The following is a 24004-nucleotide window of genomic DNA, read 5'->3' as shown; positions in this document are numbered from 1 at the left end:
ACAGGCCCCAAGGCAGCGGAACAGTCGGCTTTGGTCGCCCCCTACAGAAACTATCCATTTGTCGGGCGCCCCTCTATGATGCACCTAGACTTTTTGACCTGCGATGACCCATGGCCGACTCTGCTTTCTTCTGCCCACTGACCCACGAAGGCGTTCTCGCCGTCCGCGGCGCCGACGCTGCCAAGTTCCTGCAGGGCCAACTCACCTGCAACCTCAACTACCTGAGCGACACCCAGGCCAGCCTCGGCGCGCGCTGCACGCAAAAAGGGCGCATGCAGTCGAGCTTTCGCATCCTGCTGCAAGGTGATGGCGTGCTCTTGGCCATGGCCACCGAGCTGCTGGAACCGCAACTGGCCGACCTGAAGAAATACGCGGTGTTCTCCAAATCCAAACTCACCGACGAAAGCGCCGCCTGGGCACGTTTCGGCCTGGCGAACGCGGATCAGGCCCTGGCGAGCCTGGGCCTGGAGCTGCCGGCCGCGACCGACAGCGTCGTCCGCAGCGAACAATTGATCGCCATCCGCGTATCCCCTGGTCGCGTCGAACTCTGGGCGCCCGTCGAGCAAGCCGAAGCTGTGCGCAGCCAATTGGCCGCGCAGTTGCAAACGGCTGACTTGAATGACTGGCTGCTGGGCCAGGTGCGCGCCGGTATCGGCCAGGTCATGCCGCAGACCCGCGAGCTGTTTATCCCGCAGATGCTCAACCTGCAGGCCGTGGGCGGCGTCAGTTTCAAGAAAGGCTGCTACACCGGCCAGGAAATCGTCGCGCGTATGCAATACCTGGGCAAACTCAAGCGTCGCCTGTACCGCCTGAGCCTGAATGCCGCTGAATTGCCCGAGCCCGGCACGCCGCTGTTTTCTCCCAGCCACAACAGCTCGATCGGCGAAGTGGTGATCGCGGCAAAAGCTGACCAAATGGTGGAACTTCTGGCGGTTCTGCAAGCCGAAGCAGCCGAGAGTGGTGATGTGCATTTAGGCACCCTCGAAGGTCCCGGTTTGCAACTACTTGACCTGCCCTACCAATTGGATCGTGATCGAGAGATCCAGCACTGATCGTCGCACCCCTTTGCAACACCTTAGAGAGCATGAATGAACGAGCTGGCGGAAAAAGTCCAACAGGCTTTGATTGCGGCCATCGACAACGATGACCTGGTTCTGCCGACATTACCGGAAGTGGCCCTGAGCATTCGTCAGGCCGCCGAAGACCCGGAAATCGGCATCAGCCACTTGAGCAAAGTGATCGGTCGCGACACCGCGCTGTCGGCGCGCTTGATCAAAGTGGTCAACAGCCCGTTGTTGCGGGCGACGCAGGAAGTCACCGACCTGCACACCGCCATCACCCGGCTGGGCACCAACTACAGCAGCAACCTGGCGATCGGCCTGGTGATGGAGCAGATCTTCCACGCCCGTTCCGAAGTGATCGAACAGAAAATGCGCGACGTCTGGCGCCGCAGCCTGGAAGTGGCGGGCGTCAGCTACGCGCTGTGCCGCAGCCACAGCCAGCTCAAGCCGGACCAGGCAGCGCTCGGAGGCCTGGTGCACCAGATCGGTGTGCTGCCGATCCTGACCTATGCCGAAGACCATTACGAGTTGCTCTCTGACCCGGTCAGCCTCAACCATATGATCGAGAAAAGCCACCCAATGCTCGGCGACAAACTCCTGCGTGGCTGGGACTTCCCGGAGATGCTGGTGAAGCTGCCGGGCCAATACCTGGACCTGGAACGCGACTCCGCCAGCCTCGACTATATCGACCTGGTGCAAGTCGCCGTGCTGTATTGCCATCGCGGCACCGCGCATCCACTGGCGGATGTACCGATCACCAACCTGCCGGCAGTCAAGAAACTGCGCCTGGACCTTTACAGCGACAGCGTGCGTGCGGAACTGGATGAAGCGCGGTCGATGTTCTACTGATCAACCGGCGACAAAACTGACGCGCACTTTCAAGCCCGTCGGTTCACCATCATGCAGACTGATCTGGGCCAGATGCGCGCGACAGATTTCGCCGACAATCGCCAGGCCCAGACCGGAGCCCAGGCCCTGCTGACTGCGGCGATAGAAGCGTTCGAACACGCGGTCGCGCTCGTCCAGCGGAATGCCCGGGCCATCATCTTCCACTTCCAGCACCGCCGGTGCCGTCACGCGCAGGATCACATTGCCGCCAGGCGGCGTATGCGCCAGGGCGTTATCCACCAGGTTACTCAACAGCTCGTTGAGCAGCGTCGGTTCGCCGCGCAGCCACACCGGCTCGTCGGCTTCCAGCGCCAGCGCGACCCCACGCGCATGGGCCAACGGCGCCATGGCCATGCCCAGTTCGCGGGCCAGTTGGCTGAGGTCGAGCAATTGCGCCCCGCCTTCGGCAATCGCCCGTGCGCCGTTTTCGATGCGCGCCAAGGACAACAATTGATTGGCCAGATGGGTCAGGCGGTCGGTGCCTTGCGCGGCGGTTTCCAGGGTGCTGCGCCAGGTGGCCGGGTCTTCGGCGCGCAGGCCGAGTTCCAGGCGCGCCTTGAGCGCGGCCAGCGGCGTGCGCAGTTCGTGGGCCGCATCGGCGATAAACTGTGCCTGGCGCTCGAACTGGCCCCGCAGGCGTTCGGTGAAATGGTTGATGGAACGCACCAGCGGGCCGAACTCGAGCTGCACCTCGACCAGCGGCAACGGCCGCAGATCGTCGGGCTGGCGCTCTTCCACCGCCGTGCGCAAGCGCTCCAGCGGGCGCAACGCCGCGCTCACGGCAAACCACACCAGCAATAGCGCGCCGATGGCGAGCATGCCCAGGCGCAGCAAGGTGTCGGCCATCAGGCTGCGGGCCATGCTGACGCGGGCTTCATCGGTCTCGGCCACGCGGATTTCCGCCATGCCGTTCATGTTCGGTTCGGAAACCGCCTTGAGCAGGCTCACCACGCGCACGGCCTGGCCCTGGTACGTGGCGTTGTAAAACCGTGCCAATGCCGGGTAATCATCGGTGCGCGGCGTGCCAGGCGGCGGGCCGGGGAGGTTTTCGTAACCGGAAATCAGCTTCTGGTCGATGTCATTGACCTGGTAATAAATCCGCCCGGCGCTGTCGTAGGCAAAGGTGTCCAGGGCCACATACGGCACATTCGCGCTCAAGCTGCCGTCGACCTCGGTCAGGCCGGCGGCAATCGTGCGTGCAGAGGCCAGCAAGGTGCGGTCATAGGCGGTGTCGGCGGCTTCGCGGCCGTTCCAGTAGGCGCTCATGCCGCTGGCGACCATCAACAGCACCAGCAACAACGCCAGGTTCCACAGCAGCCGCCAGCGCAGACTGCTGGGCTTATGCATCGCGCGCTTCCAGCAGGTAGCCGAGGCCACGGAAGGTGACGATGGCGATGGGCTGGCCGTCGAGTTTCTTGCGCAGGCGGTGTATGTAGATTTCGATCGCATCCGGGCTGGCTTCTTCATCGAGGCCGAACACCTGGGCGGCCAGTTGCTCCTTGCTCATCACCCGGCCCGGGCGCGCGATCAGCGCTTCAAGCACGGCTTGCTCGCGGGACGTGAGGGTCAGCAGCTCGCCGCCGACCGTGAAGCGGCGGGTGTCGAGGTCGTAGACCAGCACGCCGCACGCCTGCTGGCGCTCGCCGCCGAGCACGCTGCGCCGCAACAGCGCCTTGACCCGCGCCTCCAGTTCCGTCAGCTCGAACGGCTTGGCCAGGTAATCGTCGGCGCCCAGGTTCAGGCCATGCACACGGTCTTTCACATCACTGCGCGCCGTCAGCATCAGCACCGGCAGATTTTTCCCACGCGCCCGCAAGCGCGCCAACACCTCGAAACCGTCCATGCGCGGCAAGCCCACATCGAGGATCGCCGCGGCGTATTCCTCACTGCCCAAGGCCAGGTCCGCGGCCACTCCGTCGTGCAGCACATCGACGGTCAGACCCGTGCTCTTGAGCGCCTGGGCGACACTTTCGGCCAGTTGCAAATGGTCTTCAACCAGGAGGACACGCATGGATTTCTACCTCATTCGGGGGTGGTCGGCGCCACGCTCTGCGAGGCAGTTTACAGGCGCCGCCTGGGCTGTGAAGCCCGAAAACATTGAAAGGCAACTGAAAGGTTAGTGAAAGCTTCACCCTTTAGCATCCAGCCACGGTAGGCCATGCCCGCCGAGCTGCCTGATCCGTAGCGCCCGAAAAACGCCTCGAAGCGTTTTCGTCAAATAAGAACAATAACGGAGTACTCAACGATGCTGTCGACACAGCCCCAGGCTTGCACGCCTGTGCGTTTTTCCCGCCTGACCCAAACCGCCCTTGCCAGCGCCGCCACCCTTGCCGGCTTTTCGCCGCTTGCCCAAGCCGCCTTCTTCGAAGACAGCAGCGCGACCCTGGAAACCCGCAACATGTACTTCAACCGCGACTTTCGCGACGGCACCAGCGCCCAGCAATCCAAGCGCGACGAATGGGCCCAGGGCTTCATGCTCAACCTGCAATCGGGCTACACCGATGGCACCGTCGGCTTTGGCGTGGATGCGCTGGGCATGCTCGGCGTCAAGCTCGACTCCAGCCCCGACCGCACCGGCACTGGCCTGCTGCCCACCCACGACGATGGCCGCGCCGCCAACGAGTATTCCAAGCTGGGCCTGACCGGCAAAGTGAAGATCTCCGCCACCGAACTGAAAGTCGGCGCGCTGATCCCCGAGCTGCCGATCCTCAAGCCCAACGACGGCCGCATCCTGCCGCAAACCTTCAACGGCGGCCTGATCACCTCGAAAGAGTTCAAGAACCTGGTGTTCACCGGTGGCCGTCTCGACAAGGCCAAGGACCGCGACGACACCAACTACGAGGACATCGCCCTCAACAACAAGAACAGCCGTTTCCTCAGCGGCGCCACCGGCAAGCACTTCAATTTCGGCGGCGTGGACTACAAGTTCGCCGACAAGATCACCGGCAGCTATCACTTCGCCCAACTCGACGACGTGTACCGCCAGCACTTCCTCGGCCTGGTGGCTGCGCGCCCGATGGGCCCCGGCACCTTCGCCACCGATCTGCGCCTGGCGATCAGCGACGACACCGGCGCCGCCCGCGGCGGCAAGATCGACAACACCTCCCTCAACGGCCTGTTCAGCTATGCCCTCAATGGCCATAAGCTCAGCGCCGGCTACCAGCACATGTCCGGCGACAGTGCGTTTCCGTATGTGGATGGCAGCGACCCGTACCTGGTCAACTTCGTGCAGATCAACGACTTTGCCGGCGCTGAGGAACGCTCCTGGCAGGCACGCTACGACTATGACTTCGCCAAGCTGGGGATTCCCGGCCTGAGTTTCATGAGCCGTTACCTGTCGGGTGACCATATCAAGCTCAAGAACGGCGAGACCGGCAAGGAGTGGGAACGCAACAGCGAGATCAAGTACGTGGTGCAAAGCGGCACGTTCAAGGATGTCGCCGTGCGCCTGCGCAATGCGACCTATCGTTCCAACTATTCAGCGCGTGATGCGGATGAAGTACGCCTGCTGGTCAGTTACAGCGTCGCGCTCTGGTAAGCAGTGCCTGGTAATAGCCACTCATAACAACAACGATGGAGATAACCATGACCCTTTCATTGCGTAAATTCGCCCTCGCCGCCGGCTGCATGCTGTTCGCCGGCCAACTGCTGGCCGCCGACGAACCCAAGCGCCCGGAATGCATCGCCCCGGCCTCCCCTGGCGGTGGTTTTGACCTGACCTGCAAACTGGCGCAAAGCGCGCTGGTCAACCAGAAGCTGCTGAGCAAGCCGATGCGCGTGACCTACATGCCCGGTGGCGTGGGCGCAGTGGCCTACAACGCCGTGGTCGCACAGCGCCCTGCAGACGGCGGCACCCTGGTGGCCTGGTCCAGCGGCTCGCTGTTGAACCTGGCCCAGGGCAAGTTCGGGCGCTTCGATGAAAGCGCCGTGCGTTGGCTGGCGGCGGTCGGCACCAGCTACGGCGCCATCGCGGTGAAAAGCGATTCGCCTTACAAAAATCTCGACGACCTGGTGCAGGCACTGAAGAAAGATCCGAGCAAAGTGGTCATCGGTTCCGGCGGCACCGTGGGTAGCCAGGACTGGATGCAAACCGCGCTGATCGCCAAGGCCGCCGGGATCAACCCGCGCGACCTGCGCTATGTGGCGCTGGAAGGTGGCGGTGAAATTGTCACCGCGCTGATGGGCAACCACATCCAGGTGGGCAGTACCGACATCTCCGATTCCATGCCCCATATCCAGAGTGGAGACATGCGCTTGCTCGCGGTGTTCTCCGAAGCGCGCCTGGACGAGCCGGAAATGAAGGATATTCCGACCGCCAGAGAGCAAGGCTACGACATCGTCTGGCCAGTGGTGCGCGGTTTCTACCTTGGGCCAAAAGTCAGCGATGCCGACTACGCCTGGTGGAAAGACGCCTTCGACAAACTGCTGGCCTCCGAAGACTTCGCCAAGCTGCGTGACCAGCGCGAGCTGTTCCCGTTCGCCATGACCGGCCCGGAGCTGGACACCTACGTGAAGAAGCAGGTAGCGGACTACAAAGTGCTGGCCAAAGAGTTCGGCCTGATCCAGTAATCGCCCCTCTGTCGCGCGGCCACGCCCTGCTGAACCAGGGGCGTGGCCCAGGAGTTCAACATGCTCTTACAACGCATATTCGCCGCCGCGCTGCTGCTGGCCTGCGCGGGCCTGGCCTTGATGGCCTGGCCCTACCAGGCGTCGTTTTCCTACGAACCCGTGGGGCCTCGGGCCTACCCGCTGCTGATGCTTGGGCTGATGAGCCTGGCGCTGATCTACATGCTGTTTCGCCCGCAGCCGACCAAACACACTGAGGAAGAACCCGCGCTGGACCGCGCCACCCTGATCAAGATCGGCATCTGCGTGGCGCTGTTGATCGTGTTTGCCGCCACCTTCGAATCCCTCGGTTTCATTCTCAGCAGCATGTTGATCGGCATTCCGATGGCACGGCTGTATGGCGGCCGCTGGTTGCCCGGTGCGGTGATCATCACCTTGATGAGCGTCGGCCTTTATCTGCTGTTCGATAAAGCCATGGATGTTCCGCTGCCCCTCGGCCTGCTCGACGTTCTGGAGAACTGATATGGATACTTTCGGCTATTTGGGCCAGGGCTTCGGCGTGGCACTGTCCCCCTACAACCTGGTGACCGCGCTGTGCGGCACCTTGATCGGCACCGTGGTCGGCCTGCTGCCGGGCCTGGGCCCGATCAACGGCGTGGCGCTGCTGATCCCCATCGCGTTCGCCCTGGGCCTGCCGCCGGAGTCGGCGTTGATCCTGCTGGCGGCCGTGTACCTGGGCTGCGAATACGGTGGGCGTATCAGTTCGATCCTGCTGAACATCCCGGGCGAAGCCTCCACCGTGATGACCACCCTCGACGGTTACCCGATGGCCCGCAAAGGCCTGGCCGGTGTGGCCTTGTCGTTGTCGGCGTGGAGTTCGTTCATCGGCGCGTTTATCGCCACCTGCGGCATGGTGCTGTTTGCCCCGCTGCTGGCCAAGTGGGCGATTGCCTTCGGCCCGGCGGAATATTTCGTACTGATGGTGTTCGCGATTGTCTGCCTCGGCGGCATGGCCGGCGATAAACCGCTGAAGACCTTTGTCGCGGCGCTGATCGGCCTGTTCCTGTCGGCGGTGGGCATCGACGCCAACAGCGGCGTGTACCGCTTTACCGGCGATAACATCCACCTGACCGACGGCATCCAGTTCGTGGTGTTGGTGCTGGGCCTGTTCTCCATCAGCGAGATCCTGTTGCTGCTGGAAAAAACCCACCGTGGCCAGGAAGCAGTGAAAGCCACCGGGCGGATGATGTTTAACCTGAAGGAAGCCTCGTCGGTATTTGTGGTGAACATCCGGTGCGGCCTGCTGGGTTTCATCATGGGCGTATTGCCCGGCGCCGGCGCGACGTTGGCGTCAGCCGTGGCCTACATGACCGAGAAACGCCTGGCCGGGGCCAGCGGTAAATTCGGGCAGGGTGACATGCGCGGTCTGGCGGCACCGGAAACCGCCATCGGCGCCTCCGCCTGCGGCGCGCTGGTGCCGATGCTGACCCTGGGCGTGCCGGGTTCGGGCACCACCGCGGTGATGATCGGCGCCCTGTCGCTGTACAACATCACGCCGGGCCCGCTGTTGTTCCAACAGCAACCGGATATCGTCTGGGGCCTGATCGCCTCGTTGTTCATCGCCAACATCATGCTGGTGATCCTCAACATCCCGATGATCCGCATCTTCACGCGCATCCTCGCCGTGCCGAACTGGGCGCTGGTGCCGGTGATCGCGATCATTACCGCGATCGGCGTGTACGCGGTTCACGCCACCACGTTCGATCTGTTCCTGATGATCGGTATCGGCATCTTTGGCTACATCCTGCGCAAGCTCGACTTCCCGCTGTCGCCGGTGTTGCTGGGCTTTATCCTCGGCGGCCTGATGGAGCAGAACCTGCGCCGCGCGCTGTCGATCTCCAACGGTGCGCTGGAGATCCTGTGGTCCAGCCCGATCACCTTCGGCGTCTGGGTATTGACCGCCGTGATGCTGCTGTTACCGCTGGCGCGCATCTACCGCAAACGTGCGTTGCAGCGTCGTGCCGTGGCCGATGTCTGAGGCCAGCTTTAAACACTGGTGGGGAACACCGCTGGTCGGCCTGGCCGGCGGTTACCTGGCCAGCCAGATCGGCTGGCCGTTGCCGTATATGGTCGGTTCGCTACTGGCGATCATCCTCGTGCGCTGCCTCACGCCGTGGCAGTTGGCGGAGATTCCCGGCGGGCGCAAAGGCGGCCAATGGGTGGTGGGCATCGGTATCGGCCTGCACTTCACTCCGCTGGTGATCGAACAGGTGATGAGCCACTTCGGTTTGATCTTCTTCGGCGCGCTGGTCACCAGCCTGTCGAGCGTGGTCGGCGTGTGGTTGATGCGCCGCAGCGGCGAAGACCGCGCCACCGCGTTTTTCTCCAGCATGCCAGGCGGTTCCGGCGAGATGGTCAACCTCGGCGCACGCAATGGCGCGGTGCTCAGCCGGGTCGCGGCGGGGCAAAGCCTGCGGGTGTTGGTGGTGGTGCTGTGCGTACCGGCGATCTTCAAGTACGTGCTGGACGGTGGCGCGCCGCAGTTTCATCCCGCCCCGGTGAGCTGGGCCTGGCTGGCGCTGCTGTTTCCCGCCGGTGCGCTGGTGGCCTGGGGCTGGCAACGCTTGCGTCAGCCGAACCCATGGTTGTTCGGGCCACTGTTGGTCAGTGCCACCGCCAGTGTGGCGTGGGACCTGCACATCGGCCTGCCCGACGGCGGCAGCCAGATCGGCCAGTGGCTGATCGGCAGCGGGTTGGGCTGCCACTTCAATCGTCAGTTCTTCCGCAGTGCGCCGTCGTTCATGGCGCGCACCTTGATCGGCACCGCCTTGACCATGGTGCTGGCGACGCTGGCCGCCGTGGGCTTGAGTGCGATGACCCAACTGGACCTGCGCTCATTGACCCTGGGCATGATGCCCGGTGGTATTGCCGAGATGAGCTTGACCGCGGAAACCCTGCAACTGTCGGTGCCGTTGGTGACGGCAATGCAGGTGATGCGCTTGTTGTTCGTGTTGTTTCTGGCGGAGCCGCTGTTCAGGCATTGGAACCGCCAAGGCTAGCGGCTGCCGAGGGCCGCTACCGCCTGTCGGCACTGTCATTTCTAACAGCTAGCCTGCTCGCAGCCCTTCTGCGTTCAATCCTTGTGTGCCCCGGACCTTTTCGGCTCCTTGGCCCAGCACGAGGTGAAAACCATGGCTCCAGACCGCAACGCGCCCCCTTTCGTCGCGCAGTTGTCGCCTTATATTCCCGGCCTGACGACCCCGGTCGTGGGCTTCTCCGGCGGCGTGTATCAACTGCTGCTGGAGAGCCATGGCAGCGCGGGCCTGATTTGCATCTTGCGCGCCTACGCAGGCCAGCTTGAAGGCGATTTCATCGAGTTGTTCTGTAGCGACCTGCTGGTCCCGGTCGACTTCCATACCGTAACCGAGCAAGAAGCGCGCGAAGCAAAGGCGATTACCCTGCACATCTCCCTGGCCCGCTTGGTCGACGGCGCCGCCGGGCCCGTATTTTTCCGGGTGACGCACCTCGATCACCGCGTAGAAGAAACCCAACGCCTGACCCTCAAGATCGACACCGTGGCGCCAACCGGCAGCGACCCCGTTACCCGCCCGCCCTGGGTCAATGAACAACTGTCGCGACCGCAACCGGCGCAGGTCCTGATCGATTCGGCCGCAGCCGGGCGTGGGGTGGTGGTGAGAATCCCCTTTTACCCGCTGGACCTCAACCGGCCTCCCAGTACCTACCGGGCGGTACGCGATCGCATTCGCTTGATCATCGGTGGGCAAATCATCGAGCACATCGTCACAGAGAATGAGGCCAGCAGCCGCAACCCGATTTCAATCACGGTCTATTACGGCACCTGGCTGCGCATCGGCAGTGGCTTTCAGGCCTGCGCCTACGATGTCATCGATGAGGTCGGCAACTACGCGTCGGGGCGCTCGCCGATGCAACTGATCGAAGTGCGGCTGGATCCCAACGAACGGTTGCTGGACGCCGCCCAGATTGTCGAAGCACCGACCGGCACGCTGGATGCGGACACGCTGGCAGGCAAAGACGCAACCCTCAGGGTGGCTGTCGAGGGAAAAGGCTGGGCGTCGGGCGACGGTCTTCGACTGACCATTCGCGGGCGTTTGCCGGAAGGTGTCGATGTCGAACAGACCTACAATGCCAGTATCACATCGACCACAACGCCTTTCGTCGACGTCCCATGGCCCAATGCTGACGTGCGTATGCTTATCGGCGCCTTGATCCAACTGAGTTATGAGCGAATTCGCACAGGGCAAGTCAACCGCCCCTCGGAAAACACCTTCGTCCAAGTGAGCGGAACCCCCGAACAAACCGGCCTCGTGGCACCGCAAGTGCCGGCCGCCAGCGGCGGCGTTCTGCATCCCTTGACCGACCCGGTGACCGTTACGATCGCGGCTTACACCGGCCAAAAGCCCTTTGACCGCGTCACGCTGGTGCTGGAAGGCACCTACGCCAACGGCCACCGTTTTTATCAGGAGCACGGGTTGCCGGCCGGCGAAGGCAGCGTCGTGTTCGAACTGCACAATGGGATCGACGGTGACATCCGCCAGCTCGATGGCGGCGAGCTGATGCTCTACTACTACATCAACACCGCCGGGGGGCGCCCACCGTCGGCCATTCTGCAACTCAACATCGGCGAGCCCCAGGACGCCCTGCCCGCGCCTGAGGTGTTGCAAGCACCCGCCCCTGCCTTCAACTTCGACCCCGAGCAATCCCGAGGCAATGCCAACGTGAGGGTTGCGGCGCATGCCGCTTTCACGGAAGGCGCCACGGTCACCCTGTACGTCGAAGGCAGCGCCATGGGCGGCAGCGCCCCACCGGACCGGTTCCCTATCACCCGGCCGTGGGTCGGGCAGGACCTGGCGTTTGTCATCGCACGGGTGTTTGTCGTGGCCAACCTCAACGGCTCGGCGCGCATTTACTATCGGGTGGAGCACGCCGGCCAGCGCACCCGTTATTCCCAGGCGTTGGTGATGAGCGTCGGCAGCGGTCTGCAACTGCCGGTGCCGCATATTCTGGAAAGCACGATCAACATCGCCGACCCCTCCACCGCCCGGCTCAACCCGCAACATGTGCTGGAGCCGCCGGTCTGCACGTTTCGGGTGAGCTACAAGCCGATGCTGGCCAGCGATGATATCCAGCCCAGATTCACCGGCACCTACGGGCTCGGAACGCCCGTCATCAATCCACGGCCAGGCGACCCGATGAAAGGTTATGTCGACTTCATCATCAGTAATCGGGTGATTGCCGCCAACCTGGGCAGAGACGCTGCATTGTCCTATACCGTGACCCGTGCCGGTGCCACCAGCATCTCCCAGGTGTTGACCTTGACCATCGACCCGCTGGCCGAACAAGTGCTGGACCTGGTCAACGTGCCCCAGGCGTCGAACGGCATCATCAACGCCAACGTGGCGCATAGTGCAGTGATTCAGGCATGGCCGTTCATGCGGACCGGGCAGCCGGTGTGGCTCGAAATCAAGGCCGCGGCCAATCGGGTGCTGCGCGACGGCACGCCGCTGAGCGCCGCGGAGTTCAATGCCAAACGCGTGGAAGTCCGCTTACCCGCCGATTATCTGCAATCCTTGCCGACCCAGAGCACCCTGCGGGTTGAGGCGCGGGTATCGCTGAACGGCAGCGCCCATAAGGATTTCGCCATCGCCTTTCGCCCTGTCGACTACCGCATAAGCAACACCGTGGGCATCTTCGCCACAATCCCGGTGGGCAATTCGCCGAACGCCCTGGCGCTCAGCCCGGACGGTACGCGGCTCTACGTCGCCTGCACCTTCGGCCGCACTTCGATCTGGGTCATCGACACCCTGCGTAACCGCGTCATCGACAGCTTCGAGGTGCCGGGCTCGCCGTTGCGCCTGGCCATTCATCCAACGGCCGAGCGTCTGTATGTGACCGACAACAGCAGCGCCACCAACACCCCGATTCGCCTCTACAGCACGCGGGACTATTCGCTGATCGACACGCTGACCGGGTTCACCACCGTCCGAGGCATTCGCTTCAATGCCAACGGCTCGCGCCTGTATGTGGCCGATGAAGGTGCATCGCGCCTGGTCGTCATCGACACAAGCAACCACCAACGCGTGGCTTCGATCCCGGTGCGCGCGCCCATTGATGTCGCCGTCAGCCCTGATAACAACCGCGCACACGTGGCCACATTCTTCGACTGGTCCATCATCAATCTGCCGACCAACAGCCTGATCAACAGCGCCGACACCCGCTCCGCCCCCGTCGCCATTGCCCATAACCCCCGTGGCTCTCAGGTGTATATCAGCGCGCGCGAAGGCGGCAGCGTCACGATCGGCAACACCTCGACCCAGCGCATCGAGCAGACCTTGACCGGGTTGCTGGGCCCCTACGACATCGCCTTCGAACGCGGGCGTGATCGGGCCTACGTGTCGCAGACCGATGGCGACCTGCTGGGCATTATCGATACGCGCTCGCGACAGGTGATTGGCAGCTATGCCGGGTTTAACAAGCCGCGCGGGCTGGTGGTGGCTCCAGACGATTCCCACGGCTACGTGGCCAATATCGGCGGGGATTCAGTGTCGTTGGTGGTGTTTTAGCTGACGGACAAGTCGGGTTCACCATTCGTCGGCACTGTCATTTCTCACAGCTAGGCAGTCCCGGGTTCAGGACGTTGAATTGAGCGTGCCGACGCCTCGCGTCAGTCGTCCAATCAACTGCTCAGACAGGATTACGATCATGGCCACAGACTCCGATGATCAAGCGCTCATCCCCGCCGACAACGCTTTGCCCGTGTTGCCCTACGATCCTCCAAGCGATGAATTCAGTGCCCGCGAACCGGACGAGCCGCGATCGGAAGGTTTCACGCTGCCTCAGGTCGACGGCTCGACATTGACCCCTCAATCGTTTCGCCAGACGCCGTTCGCCGATCTTCCCCTGTACCTGCCGACGCTGAGCACCCCTGTCGTCAGTTTCGACGGCGGGCTCAACCGGGCGGCGCTGGAGGTGAATGAAAAAGGTGTCACGTGCATTTTGTTCAGCTACCTGAACCAGGCAGAAAACGACTTCATCGAGTTGATGCTCAACGACGAACGGGTTGTTTTTCACACCGTGACCGAAGACGAAGCCCTCAAAGGCACACAAATTGTCCTGTATGTGCCCAGCAAGCATTTCATCAGCGAGGCAGGCAATGCACTACAGGCATTCGTAACTCCTTTGGGAGGCAACACTCAACAGACCAAACGCTTCAACATCAAAGTTGATATCGAACACCCCGGTGGACGCGACCCGATAGCCAGCACATGGCAAAACGAAAACCTGCCCAAACCGATATTTCCCGACGACGTCATACAATTTGGCGTGGACAGCGACACCGCGGGTAAAGGCGTACCGGTGATCATCGACTATTACCCGGTGGATTCCTCGGCGCCCGTCGCCAACCGCCGCAAGGTGCGAGATCGCATTCGCCTGAGCATAGGCGGAGTCGTGGTTGAACACCGTGTCAGCGAATTTGAAGCAGCGGGTACTGCGCCCATTACCATATGGGTCTACGCGAACACCTGGGCCACCGTGGGCAGCGGGGTAAAAATCTGTGAATACAACCTATTCGACGAGGTAGGCAACGCGTCCCTCGGGTTCTCACCCGAACAAGAACTGACGGTGCGCCTTGACGATGGGGCGCAGCCGCTGCTGCGTGAAGCCTATATTGATGAGGCCGAACAGGATCCCGACGGTAACGATCAACTCGATGCCGATGGCCTCGGTGGCGAACCGGCGACCATTATTGTTCCCGTGCGCAATGAAGGTTATATCTCCGGCGATACGATTCGTGTGAGGGTCAACGGCCTCACCGCTGAGGGTATCCGGATCATCACATTTTACGATTTCCCTGTCGTATCACCGACCATCGTCACCGCGAAGATCCCCTGGCCGTTCGCAGACATCCTGCCGCTGGTCAACGGTCGCATTCAGTTGACCTATCAGCGCATACGCACAGGCGTTCTACCGCGCGACTCCAGAGGTGCCAACGTCAACATCGTCGGCACGCCTGGCGAGGTCGGCCTGGCAGCGCCCATTGTCGAGGCGGCCATGGGTGGCACGCTGCCTGATCCCACCGTCAATCCGTTTGAAGTGCTCATCAAGACCTACCCCGGCCAGCTATCCAATGATCGCGTCACGCTGGTACTGGAAGGTACCTTCGCCAATGGCAGGTCTTATTACGCCGAATACAGCGATATGGCAGGCATCGGTGACATTTACTTTGACTTGCCCAACGGACCCGGCGGGCCCATCGCCCAGTTGGAAGGTGGCTCTCTCATTACCTATTACAAAGTCAACAATCGGCCGCCGTCACGTCGCCTCGAGCTGAGTATCGGCGAGACCCAGGCCTCACTGCGTGCCCCGACCACCCGGCAGGCTGTGCCGCCAAATCATGTGTTCGACCCGCTCGTCAGCAAGGCCAACCTGAACGTCACCGTTCACCACCATGCCAGTTTTGTACTGAATGCCGTAGTTACCCTGCACTTTGAAGGGAGCAAGGCGGGCGGCAGCAATCCGCCAATCGCCTTCCTGATCGATTCAAACTGGTTGGGGGCAGACCTGCCCTTCACGATTCCTCGAACTATCGTCCTGAACAACCTGAACGGCTCGGCACGCCTTTACTACACGGTCGATGCGCCTGGACAGCCACGCCAACTCATCTCCCATGATCTGGTGATTACGATAGGCAGCGCACTGGAGTTGCCAGAACCGGTCGTACTGGAGTCTACCCCGATCAAGCCGCCCAGCCTCGCCTCGATCAACCCCCTACATGTCCTGCCGCCGCGTCCTGCCGTTGTCACTGTCCGCGTGACCTATGCCATGCTCGCCAGCGATAACGTCAAAGTACATATCATCGGAGAAAGCGGCACTGGGATTGGAACACCGAATATCCCGATGAAACCCGGCATCCCTGATGCGGGGGAGGAGTACATCACGTTCACCACGTCCAACGTATTCGTGGGGGCGAACCTGGGTCGCAAGTGCCGGGTATTTTTCGAGGTGACCCGCGACAACGCCATCACCCAGTCGCGGGAATTGACCCTGGAGGTCGAAGAGCTGCCAGAGCAGGAATTCGAACTGGTCAGTATCCCCGAAGCCTCGGGTGGGGCGATCAATACGGCAGTGGCGAACAACGTGCGGATTGATAAATGGCCGTTCTTCAGAGCCGGGCAACCCGTGTGGATTCAGTTACTCAGCACGACCAATCGCGACCTGCGGCTTGCGGTCGGCGTGACATCCGCGGAATTCAATGCCGGACGCACGCTCGACCTGATACCCGCCAGCTATTTGTCAGGCTTGGAGAACAACAGCGAGGTTGCGGTCAAAGCCTGGGTATCGCTGGACGGTTCCAACAGCCTGGAGACGGCCAAGTACTTCAAGGTGCCTACTTATGTGACGCGTAAGGGGTCAGGCGAGATCATTCGTCACATCACTGTGGGGAACGGTCCGAATCAAATCGCAATCAGTCGAGATGGCAACACAGTGTGTGTCCTGAATGCGCGTGCCTATTCGGTTTCGGTCATTAATTTCGCAAGTGGCGCGATCAGAACACTAGCTTATAACTATGTTTATAGACTTGCATTGCACCCTACGGAGCCAAGGCTCTTTCTCTCGGCCAACACCGGACTTGGCGCTAATTACCAAGCTCCAGTCCTCAATCTCAGTACTTTCACGTTTAGTTACCCCTTCGCCTTCAGTTACTCAGCGGCCTACGCAATAGGCATAAACCCCACCGGGTCGCGAATGTTTATAGGCCTACTCGCTAGCGGCAGCTCTTTGGCTTTTTCCGTCTTTGACACAACAAGTGGCCAATATGTGACAAATTTCGGTGGAACAGCTGGCCCCCGAGCGATAGTAACTAATCCACAAGGCACAGCCATATTTACAACAGGCTACAACACGGAACGGTACACACTCAGCAGTGGAGTCCGCACCCATACTGTCGTTAACGGCGCAGTTGCTCAGGAACTTGCCCACACCGGGTTTGATGCACCGCTCGAACGACTCTATGTGTCCGTATCAGGCTTAAACAAACTTGATATTTACAACACCGAAAACGATAGCCTCACATTCATCAAATCCCTCACAGGCCTCAGTGATCCACGAGGTATTGCCTTTCATCCAACTCGACCATTGGCGTATGTTTCAGAACTTGCCGGTAACCGCGTCCGAGTCATTGACATGAACAGTGAGACACTGATTGGCACGATTAACGGTTTTGATCAGCCTAACGGGCTGGCTTGTACTCCCGATGGCCAATACTTACTGGTCTGCAACTCTGGCAACACGACCGTGGCGGTGGTGAGCATTTAAAACCACCCCGCCCTGCCTTAAAGCAAAAAAATGCCCCGCCTCTTTCGAGACGGGGCATTTTCATTACCCGCACGGTTTATACCGCTACCGCGCTATACATCCAGCCCGTTAAAAATCGTAGCGCAAGCCCAGGTTAACCCCATACGGCTGCTTGATGTTCTTGCCCGTGCTGTGTTCCAGATCCGCATGCAACTTCAGGTTCTGCGATACCGACATCGCCACACCCGCACCCAGCTTCAGGCGCGAACCCGACAAGTCGTTGTTGAACGAGTTGTCGTTGACGAACACTTTGTTGCTCTGATCGAACTCGTGGGCCACCGCCGCCTTCAAGTACGGCTGCAAGACGCCGCCGCTTTCCAGCTGGATATTGCGCCCCACGGTAGTACCGAGTTCACCGATCACCGTACTGGAGCGGTCACCCTTGGCGTCCAGGCCATTGTCCAGCGTGTAGCTCTGGCCCTGGGTAATCACCGCAGACAACTGGCCATATGGTTCAACGAAGAAACCGTCGTCCAGCGTGATGTGGCGACCGACTTCCGCCGACGCGCCCATTGCGTTTTGCGCATAGTTGCCCTTGCCTTTCTTGCCGTCGCTCATGGCCACATTGGACTCGTTGTGCATGCGGTTGAACTTGAGCACACCGTCAAAGTAGAACCCGCTCTCGACATCCAGCCAGGTGGCATAACCGCCGACATAGTAGCTGTCGATAGTTGCACTGCTGCCACGGTTCAGGTCCAGGTCCGAGGTGCTGTGACCGACCATTGCACCGATCAGCCACTGGCCGTCACCACCCGATACCGGCGCGTCGGCACCGAGCGCGAAGCCGCGTTGCGACTGGCTGTAACCCAAGCCGGTCTTGTCGTTGGACACCTCATACTTGTTGCCATAGGCGCGGGTCCACAGCCCAGCCGACTGACCCTCGCTGAAGCGCAGTTCACCCATGCGGGTGCGCAGGGTGGTCATTTCGCCCAGCAATACAGTGGGGGCTGCGTTGAACAATGCCAACACCGAGTTGGTGCTCGGGCTGATCACCTTGCTGCCTGGGTCGAGCAGCCAGTCCTTGCCGTCGTTGTCATTGATCAGGCTGTAGGAATAGGTCCCGACATCCACGCGATCGCCGATCAGGCTGAACTGGGCGCCACCGTCGGCGGTGTGTACGACATGCAGGCGGTCATCGCTCAACGGGTCGGCACCGCTGCTGGCGATCAGCAGTTTGTGGTCGCCCGACGACGTGCCGGTCACATTAAGGAAATCGCTGCTCAGGGTGGCGAAATCCGCGCTCATGATGAAGGTGCCGTTGCCCGACAGGTTGGCCACGTCCAGCTGGTAGAACGTACCGGTCTCGCCGAACTTGACGTTGCCGCCGCTCAGGGACAAGTCACCCACCTGCTGATGGTCGACCATCACCCAGGTGGCGTCGCTGTTGATCGCCAGTTTATCGACGTGCTCCAGGCGCCCGGTGAGGACCGAGCCGTTGTTCAGACCGACACTGGCGCTACCGCCATTGTTGATCACATCGCCCTTCATGATGGCGCCATCAAGGCTCAGGTCGAGGGCGCTGTCGGTGCCTACCTGGATGTTGCCGGCCAGGGCGCTGTTGTTGACACGCATGTTGGCATTGCCGCCGCCGGTCAGCTCCAGCATGTTGCCGTTGCCGCCGATCAGCGTGGAGCCGTTGTTTACATCGATCTCGGCGGTAATGGTCTGATTCACCAGAATGGCCGGGCCGCTCACGCCTTCGACACGCGAACCTTCCAGCACCAACACGGGAGATTCGTTTACCGTGCGATGCTCGCGGGTCATCGTGACGCCATTAGTCGCCCCGGTAATGGTACTGCCCACCACGGTGGCCTTGCCGCCCATCAACTTCAGGCCTTCCTGGCTGCCGCCGGTCAGCGTCGAGCCGTCGAGCAACTGCAGATGGCTGAACGCCGTGACCGTAGCGCCGTAGGTGGCACCCGTGATCTGGCTGTTGCTCACTACGGCTTCGGAGCCGATATCCTCCGACAGGCTGCGGGACATATCCAGGCCACCCTTGGAGTAGCTGGTAATCTGTGAGTTGGCAATGGTGGCGTTGCTTCGATTCAGAAGTATGGCTGCATCGAGAGTGGAGTAGCCGTCAACGCGGCCTCCATCCATGTTGAGGGTGGAGGCGCCGGTCACGAGAATCTCACGCGTGACACCACCTGGCTTCACATTCAAGACGCCTTCGCGTTGCACAATATAATTGTCGGTGTGCGAGCCAGGGACGACGTCGAAATAAGCCGGGCCAGTTTGCCCATCAATGACTTTTACGGCAAAGGCTTGCTCGCCCAACAGGCACAGAGGGGCGGCTGCAATGAGCTTGATCGCGGTGGACAAACGCGTACAACGAAAACGTGGGTGAGTAGAGGTATGGATCATGTTTTGCGACTCTCAGAAAAAAGTTCCAGTTCGAAACCGGAGCCGTATCGAGCAGGTTCCGTTTTCAAGAGCCGCAGAGACTAAAGATCCAAAAAGAAAGGATATGTAGGATATTCCTTATCTAATACCTACAAAAATCCCCTCAACGAGAGGGGACTTTTGATTACCTGGAGGCCCGAATAGGTGCGTATGAAGGCCTAGGCCAACGAGCCGTTTCTTAGGGTGATGGGGGCACAAGTCCCTGTTGAAGCGCTGCTGCGGATATCCCACTTCACCGCAACAGGGTCCGACGTTCCACTCTCTGGCGGCGGCCCCGAGCGGATGATGCTCCAACTGACTTCCAGCCAACCGCGCCGCCTTGCCGTATCGCCGTCGAAGTAAGAATTCAAGGCAAAATTATAGGTGAAACCGTTGATCCTTTCAGACGGCCCAATCCCTATAGGAGGACTGTTTATCTCACTGCCCGCCACCGGCGTTGGAGGCTTTGTCACACCTGAATAGAGATACCGCACAGCGTGAATAACGACGGTGTCACCATCCTGGAGCGTCACCGGATCAAAAATCCTGATGGGCACGCCGACCCAAGGTATTTGCTCACAGGAAATGAAGGGCGCGTCGGTGGAAGGCGGTGGCGGCGTGAACAGGTTGGTAAAGACAGGGTCCGCCAACCCGTCAAGCGAAAAGACGTTAACATTCACGTTCTGCTTACGGGACTCTTTGTAATTGTTAGCATTGCGTACCCGATACCAACAAGGAACTTCACCGTTCCCGTAGCTTTCAATGATATCCGACGCGATAGTTATCGATATCATGGTCCCTTCAGGTTCCGTACCCGTGACTCCATACGTACCGACAGCCGTCCCGTCCATGAACCCGTAATAGAGATCGATGAACTCAGTGCCCGGAGTCGTTGTACGCCCCGCATAGATGGGAAAGGTCGCACGAATCGTACCGTCCAGGTCGGACGCAATCAACGAGTTATCAACCGCCGAATCGCCTCTCACCACAGGCAATGCCAGCGCTGTATCCACCGGCCCCTCCCCGGGGATCGGCGTGCCGGGCTCCACAAAGTCGACGGGGACGTCGGTCTCCGGAGAGGGGTATGTATCCAGACCACGACGAACTTCATATTTGAAACTGGCGGTATACAGCACGCCACCTGCGCGCAGGGTGGAGTAACCAACGACAAACGGCAACGCAAATACTGGCGTGACGCCAAGGCGCTGACTACCAAACTCAATGCCGTTCATAAAGATATGTACCCAGTCGTTGGGGTGGAAGTTGTCGATGGTGGGCACAGTCACCAGCACCCCATCACGCGCCTCTTCCTTGTCGATCAGAGCGCCTGCATTGGGAACCAGCGGGGCCAGCAGCACAGGTGGATTGCTCGTTCTAACCGAGAGCGTGCGGGGTATCGACACTTGTGTGGCATTTCCTGCCCTGTCGGAGATCTGATAGCTGATTAAAAAATCGCCCTCTCCGAAGCCCTGAATTTCAAGCGTGTTATACGTGAGGGTAATCGGCCCTGTGGGCGGAACGTTAATCATCTTGCCCGTATCGTCCGTCTCGCCAAAAAACACCACAAGAGTATCCCCAGGTCTTGAATCCACTGGCCGGGGGAAGGTCAGCGTGACGCCACCATGTGCCGCCAGATACGCAGGTGTCACCCCTTCCGATGGCAAATCAACCGGCAGCGTGAGGGCACCCGGCCGGTTATTGCCATTGGGGTCGATCGCATCGACAAAGACGGTCTGCGGCAAGGAAAACTCGCCAGCGGGTAAGCCGCTTAGCGTAACGGAGTAGGTAATATCTTTCGGTCCATGGGTTCTAAGACGGCCCGACTTGATCACAATATCCACGTCAGCCGTGATAGGACCTTCGATCTCTTGAAGTTGAACTGCCTGTCCTTCAAGCGAAACCGTCAAGATATCGAACTCTCCCGGAAACTCGGCAGCATTCGGCCAGAGCCGTATCGTCGCGGGCAGCCCGTCCCTCTGTTGCTCGGCGCTGACTACAGCGAGTTGGTCATCCCCTACTACATCCGGCAGCGTATGAATATCAGCCGGCGCTGGCGGGGTCAGGATGGTGGGCCATGTGTTGGGTTTATTCGAAGACGCTTTAGACGCCTTTACATCTTTGAAACGTGCTGGGTTTGCCATTTTTACAAACTCCTGGGTAGACGGAGCCGAGGGCCCACCGCGAATGGACCTTCAGGAACTTCCGACAAATGTGTACTGCTGTTGATCAGTGCCACTCACAACGACTCAACGAACTCACACTGACAAGCGCAGTAAACTCTTTTCGAAAAGCCTTCGTAACTGTCAAACTTGACAGGTTGATATATGTAAAAATTGAGCGAAAGGCCGCCACTGGCCCCTTCGACGACAACCGTCCAAGCGGCTTTTTTTATTGCGAAATAGCGCAAAAAGGCAGGAATCCAACGTCTGAAAATGAAACCGGGAAGGCTTCATGCCCTCCCGATTGCACGTACAACATGCCAGGTTCAATCACTGATGCAGGGCGGCAGGGTGCCGAGGCGAGTCAGAGAAATGAACACCAGTTCCCGACGGGAATCCCCTATCCCCCCTCCGCCGCTTTTGATCAGCCGATACTGTATGACCGCCGAGCCATAGCGCGGATTGGTTTGCCCCTCAGGCGGCTTTACAAGTCCCGGCAGCAGGATATAGGGGTCAAACGGCACCCAAAAGTCATAGCCCTGCTCCGCCTCTTGTTGCGTCAGCGTATGGGAGAACGTATCGATCGTTTCTGGAATGACGCCATCTGAATTGCCGTTGGTATTGGCGTAGCTCGCCCAAGACAAGACAACCGTGTCCTGCTCCGACAACCGGCTGCTGTCGCCGGGAATTCTCACTCGGACGCCTCTGTCCCAAGGCCGCATGTCGCAGTTGATAAAGCCTGCATCAGGCGCAGGCCCATAGTTGACATCGGGAAATTCAGGGTCGCGCAACCCATCGATCGGTACAATATTGACCATCACATCCGTATGGGGCGAACGCTGTCTGTTGATTCCGTTAAACGTCCAATAGAACGTGGGGACAATGCCGCCCGGTGTTTGCTCGATCAGATCCCATGGGACGAAGAACGCAATCTCGTCCCCCGCCCTGTCTTCAGGCCGCACGGTATAGGTATCGGCAAGCACGGGAGGGTTGCCCCACATCAATTCCAACGACTGGTTCGCAACAGGGCCGACATAGAGTCGCACAATAACCCGCGCCGGCTGGCCCCGGTCGCTGATCGTCAACAGGTTGTCGCCGTCTCGGCCTTTGACAGTGACCCGTTCCAGCAACGGGTTCACCGGGTCAGGGTTGTTCGGGCTTACCGGCCCTGCGACGGTCAGATTGACCGGCGCAAACCTGGGAAGTGAACGTCTCGGCGTTCCGGTCCCGCGCTGCCAGGTGTAATCCGTCCTGATCGTACCGCCGATAAACTCGAAGCCGCCACTGGCCAGGGTTCCATAGTCGATCTGCACCACGATCGGCCAGACCTGGCCTACGCCGACGGTAATCGGGGGCAGAGCAATGAAGTCCCAAAATGGCTGCAGAACATCGCCGGGCGCGGCCCCGACCACTTCCAGGATGTGTATATACACACCGCCTGGAAACCCCGGGTCCCGAGCATCCTCCAGATCGATCCGCCCGTCGATCGCCAATTGGGGAACGTCGACAGCCCTGAGGGTGCCCGGCGTGGGTGTCAGGTCTATCAGCAGGACTGAAGTGCGTGAAGGCGGGCCTTCGTTGCCGCCCCTGTCGCTCAAAAAATAACGGGCATTGTATTCAGCGTTGACATGACTGCGCAGCACGTCACCGGTAAAGATCAGCTCAATGGGAGCGCCATCCAAGTGGGCCTGAGTGATCGTGGTACGGGCGATCCCGTCCGCAAGCACCCGACGCTTGCCTTTGGCCTTGCTCAGGGGCAAACGCACCAGGTCGGCCGTCACTTCATCCTCAAGCCGAATGTCCGGCCAGCGCGGAACCCGTGCCACGACGCGATCACCGTTAGACACCAGGTACGCATCCGTCACTCCGCCGCTTTCTATCTCTGATGGAAAAATCAACGGTGCCCCCCGGTTATTCTGATTAGGCGCCTCCTTGTCGATATTAATGAGAATCGGACTGGACGGGCCGGCCGTATCGCCCGGCACCAACGTCACGGTGTAGCGCAGCAAATGCAGGCCGGGTGAGTTCAGTTTTATCTGCGGCACAAGCCCGACCACCGGCAGGTCGCTCTCATCATAAAATGCGGTACGGGACGCGGTAGCGAACGGCGTCGATTCATCATCCCAATAAAATCTGATGACGGTCACCTCGCCAGGATCCAGCCCATCCCCACCGGCCCATAACGTCTGGACTTCTACCGGCAAGTCCGCCGCCTGCGCCGAACGTGGAATGGTGTACGCCGTTTCATCACTCAATAAAGGCAACGCGAAAGGTGGCGGTACCACGGGTTCAGCCGCCATTTTCGGAGTAGGAAGGCCGCTTTTGGATAAGCGCTTGTCCGATGGTGTGTTATTAGGCATTTCCACTCTCCTCAACACTGGGTTCAGTGACTGGCCGCTGGCTGCGTGCTGCTGAACAGCAGAGCGATAAGGCCGGGAGAACAGTTAATTAGGAAACGCGGTGGTTGGATACTGTCAAAAGTAACAGGTAGGGCGGACACAAGACCGTTGCCCCCCACAGACGGTGTGCTCCCGCTAACCCGGGAACACAACG

14 protein-coding genes are annotated in these 24004 nt (G+C 60.4%); 9 read left to right on the top strand and 5 right to left on the bottom strand.

The annotated features are described in order from the left end of the window. Window positions 1-110 precede the first annotated feature (110 nt). Entirely contained in the window at window positions 111-1052 is a 942-nt protein-coding gene (ygfZ, locus tag TU80_RS17110) for a CAF17-like 4Fe-4S cluster assembly/insertion protein YgfZ (RefSeq protein ID WP_057004968.1), read from the top strand. Window positions 1053-1088: 36 nt separating this feature from the next. Continuing rightward, complete coding sequence (locus TU80_RS17105) at window positions 1089-1910, top strand: HDOD domain-containing protein (RefSeq protein WP_017844907.1); 822 nt, start codon at window positions 1089-1091, stop codon at window positions 1908-1910. Here the strand turns inward: TU80_RS17105 and TU80_RS17100 are convergent, their stop codons facing one another. Continuing rightward, complete coding sequence (locus tag TU80_RS17100; protein WP_017844906.1) at window positions 1911-3296, bottom strand: sensor histidine kinase; 1386 nt, start codon at window positions 3294-3296, stop codon at window positions 1911-1913. After that, the gene (locus TU80_RS17095; RefSeq protein ID WP_017844905.1) at window positions 3289-3960 is read right to left on the bottom strand and encodes a response regulator; all 672 of its coding nucleotides are present in this window, start codon (window positions 3958-3960) and stop codon (window positions 3289-3291) included. The genes TU80_RS17100 and TU80_RS17095 overlap by 8 nt, the downstream gene beginning before the upstream one ends. A gap of 234 nt (window positions 3961-4194) precedes the next feature. On the opposite strand from TU80_RS17095, the gene TU80_RS17090 reads away from it, so the two are divergent. The 7 genes from TU80_RS17090 to TU80_RS17060 all read left to right on the top strand — a co-directional run bounded on the left by TU80_RS17090 (window position 4195) and on the right by TU80_RS17060 (window position 16871). Beyond that, the gene (locus tag TU80_RS17090; protein ID WP_046384374.1) at window positions 4195-5487 is read left to right on the top strand and encodes an OprD family porin; all 1293 of its coding nucleotides are present in this window, start codon (window positions 4195-4197) and stop codon (window positions 5485-5487) included. Window positions 5488-5528: 41 nt separating this feature from the next. Then, window positions 5529-6518 carry a Bug family tripartite tricarboxylate transporter substrate binding protein gene (locus TU80_RS17085; RefSeq protein ID WP_164887021.1) on the top strand — a complete coding sequence of 330 codons (990 nt, stop codon included), beginning with the start codon at window positions 5529-5531 and terminating at the stop codon, window positions 6516-6518. A gap of 60 nt (window positions 6519-6578) precedes the next feature. Beyond that, window positions 6579-7037 (top strand): tripartite tricarboxylate transporter TctB family protein, encoded by a 459-nt coding sequence (locus tag TU80_RS17080; RefSeq protein WP_046384376.1) that lies wholly within the window; start codon window positions 6579-6581, stop codon window positions 7035-7037. Window position 7038: 1 nt separating this feature from the next. Continuing rightward, entirely contained in the window at window positions 7039-8553 is a 1515-nt protein-coding gene (locus TU80_RS17075) for a tripartite tricarboxylate transporter permease (protein ID WP_046384377.1), read from the top strand. Then, window positions 8546-9574, top strand: a complete 1029-nt coding sequence (locus TU80_RS17070) for an AbrB family transcriptional regulator (RefSeq protein WP_057005007.1) — start codon at window positions 8546-8548, stop codon at window positions 9572-9574. The genes TU80_RS17075 and TU80_RS17070 overlap by 8 nt, the downstream gene beginning before the upstream one ends. A 132-nt stretch (window positions 9575-9706) precedes the next feature. Continuing rightward, entirely contained in the window at window positions 9707-13117 is a 3411-nt protein-coding gene (locus TU80_RS17065; protein ID WP_057004967.1) for a YncE family protein, read from the top strand. 139 nt (window positions 13118-13256) lie between these two features. Further along, a complete protein-coding gene (locus tag TU80_RS17060) occupies window positions 13257-16871 on the top strand; it encodes a YncE family protein (protein ID WP_057004966.1) in 3615 nt (1204 codons plus the stop codon). A gap of 108 nt (window positions 16872-16979) precedes the next feature. Here TU80_RS17060 and TU80_RS17055 read toward each other — a convergent pair whose 3' ends face one another. From TU80_RS17055 to TU80_RS17045, 3 genes are all read right to left on the bottom strand, one after another. Continuing rightward, on the bottom strand, window positions 16980-19274 hold the full coding sequence (locus TU80_RS17055) for an autotransporter outer membrane beta-barrel domain-containing protein (RefSeq protein WP_057004965.1): 2295 nt from the start codon (window positions 19272-19274) through the stop codon (window positions 16980-16982). Between the two features lie 197 nt (window positions 19275-19471). Further along, window positions 19472-21433, bottom strand: coding sequence for a hypothetical protein (locus TU80_RS17050; protein WP_057004964.1), 1962 nt, complete (start codon window positions 21431-21433; stop codon window positions 19472-19474). Between the two features lie 344 nt (window positions 21434-21777). After that, window positions 21778-23811 carry a hypothetical protein gene (locus tag TU80_RS17045; RefSeq protein WP_057004963.1) on the bottom strand — a complete coding sequence of 678 codons (2034 nt, stop codon included), beginning with the start codon at window positions 23809-23811 and terminating at the stop codon, window positions 21778-21780. Between the last annotated feature and the right edge of the window lie 193 nt (window positions 23812-24004).

It is taken from the genome of Pseudomonas veronii (genome assembly GCF_001439695.1).
Lineage (GTDB): Bacteria > Pseudomonadota > Gammaproteobacteria > Pseudomonadales > Pseudomonadaceae > Aquipseudomonas > Aquipseudomonas veronii.
The sequence above is the reverse complement of the archived record's forward strand: the minus strand, read 5'-3'. Positions and strand labels throughout refer to the sequence as shown.

Coding starts and splice junctions, on each gene's coding strand:
- TU80_RS17070 (WP_057005007.1), top strand. CDS start 8,546: ATGTCTGAGGCCAGCTTTAAACACTGGTGGGGAACACCGCTGGTCGGC.
- ygfZ (WP_057004968.1), top strand. CDS start 111: ATGGCCGACTCTGCTTTCTTCTGCCCACTGACCCACGAAGGCGTTCTC.
- TU80_RS17080 (WP_046384376.1), top strand. CDS start 6,579: ATGCTCTTACAACGCATATTCGCCGCCGCGCTGCTGCTGGCCTGCGCG.
- TU80_RS17105 (WP_017844907.1), top strand. CDS start 1,089: ATGAACGAGCTGGCGGAAAAAGTCCAACAGGCTTTGATTGCGGCCATC.
- TU80_RS17060 (WP_057004966.1), top strand. CDS start 13,257: ATGGCCACAGACTCCGATGATCAAGCGCTCATCCCCGCCGACAACGCT.
- TU80_RS17055 (WP_057004965.1), bottom strand. CDS start 19,274: ATGATCCATACCTCTACTCACCCACGTTTTCGTTGTACGCGTTTGTCC.
- TU80_RS17045 (WP_057004963.1), bottom strand. CDS start 23,811: ATGCCTAATAACACACCATCGGACAAGCGCTTATCCAAAAGCGGCCTT.
- TU80_RS17100 (WP_017844906.1), bottom strand. CDS start 3,296: ATGCATAAGCCCAGCAGTCTGCGCTGGCGGCTGCTGTGGAACCTGGCG.
- TU80_RS17095 (WP_017844905.1), bottom strand. CDS start 3,960: ATGCGTGTCCTCCTGGTTGAAGACCATTTGCAACTGGCCGAAAGTGTC.
- TU80_RS17065 (WP_057004967.1), top strand. CDS start 9,707: ATGGCTCCAGACCGCAACGCGCCCCCTTTCGTCGCGCAGTTGTCGCCT.
- TU80_RS17050 (WP_057004964.1), bottom strand. CDS start 21,433: ATGGCAAACCCAGCACGTTTCAAAGATGTAAAGGCGTCTAAAGCGTCT.
- TU80_RS17090 (WP_046384374.1), top strand. CDS start 4,195: ATGCTGTCGACACAGCCCCAGGCTTGCACGCCTGTGCGTTTTTCCCGC.
- TU80_RS17075 (WP_046384377.1), top strand. CDS start 7,039: ATGGATACTTTCGGCTATTTGGGCCAGGGCTTCGGCGTGGCACTGTCC.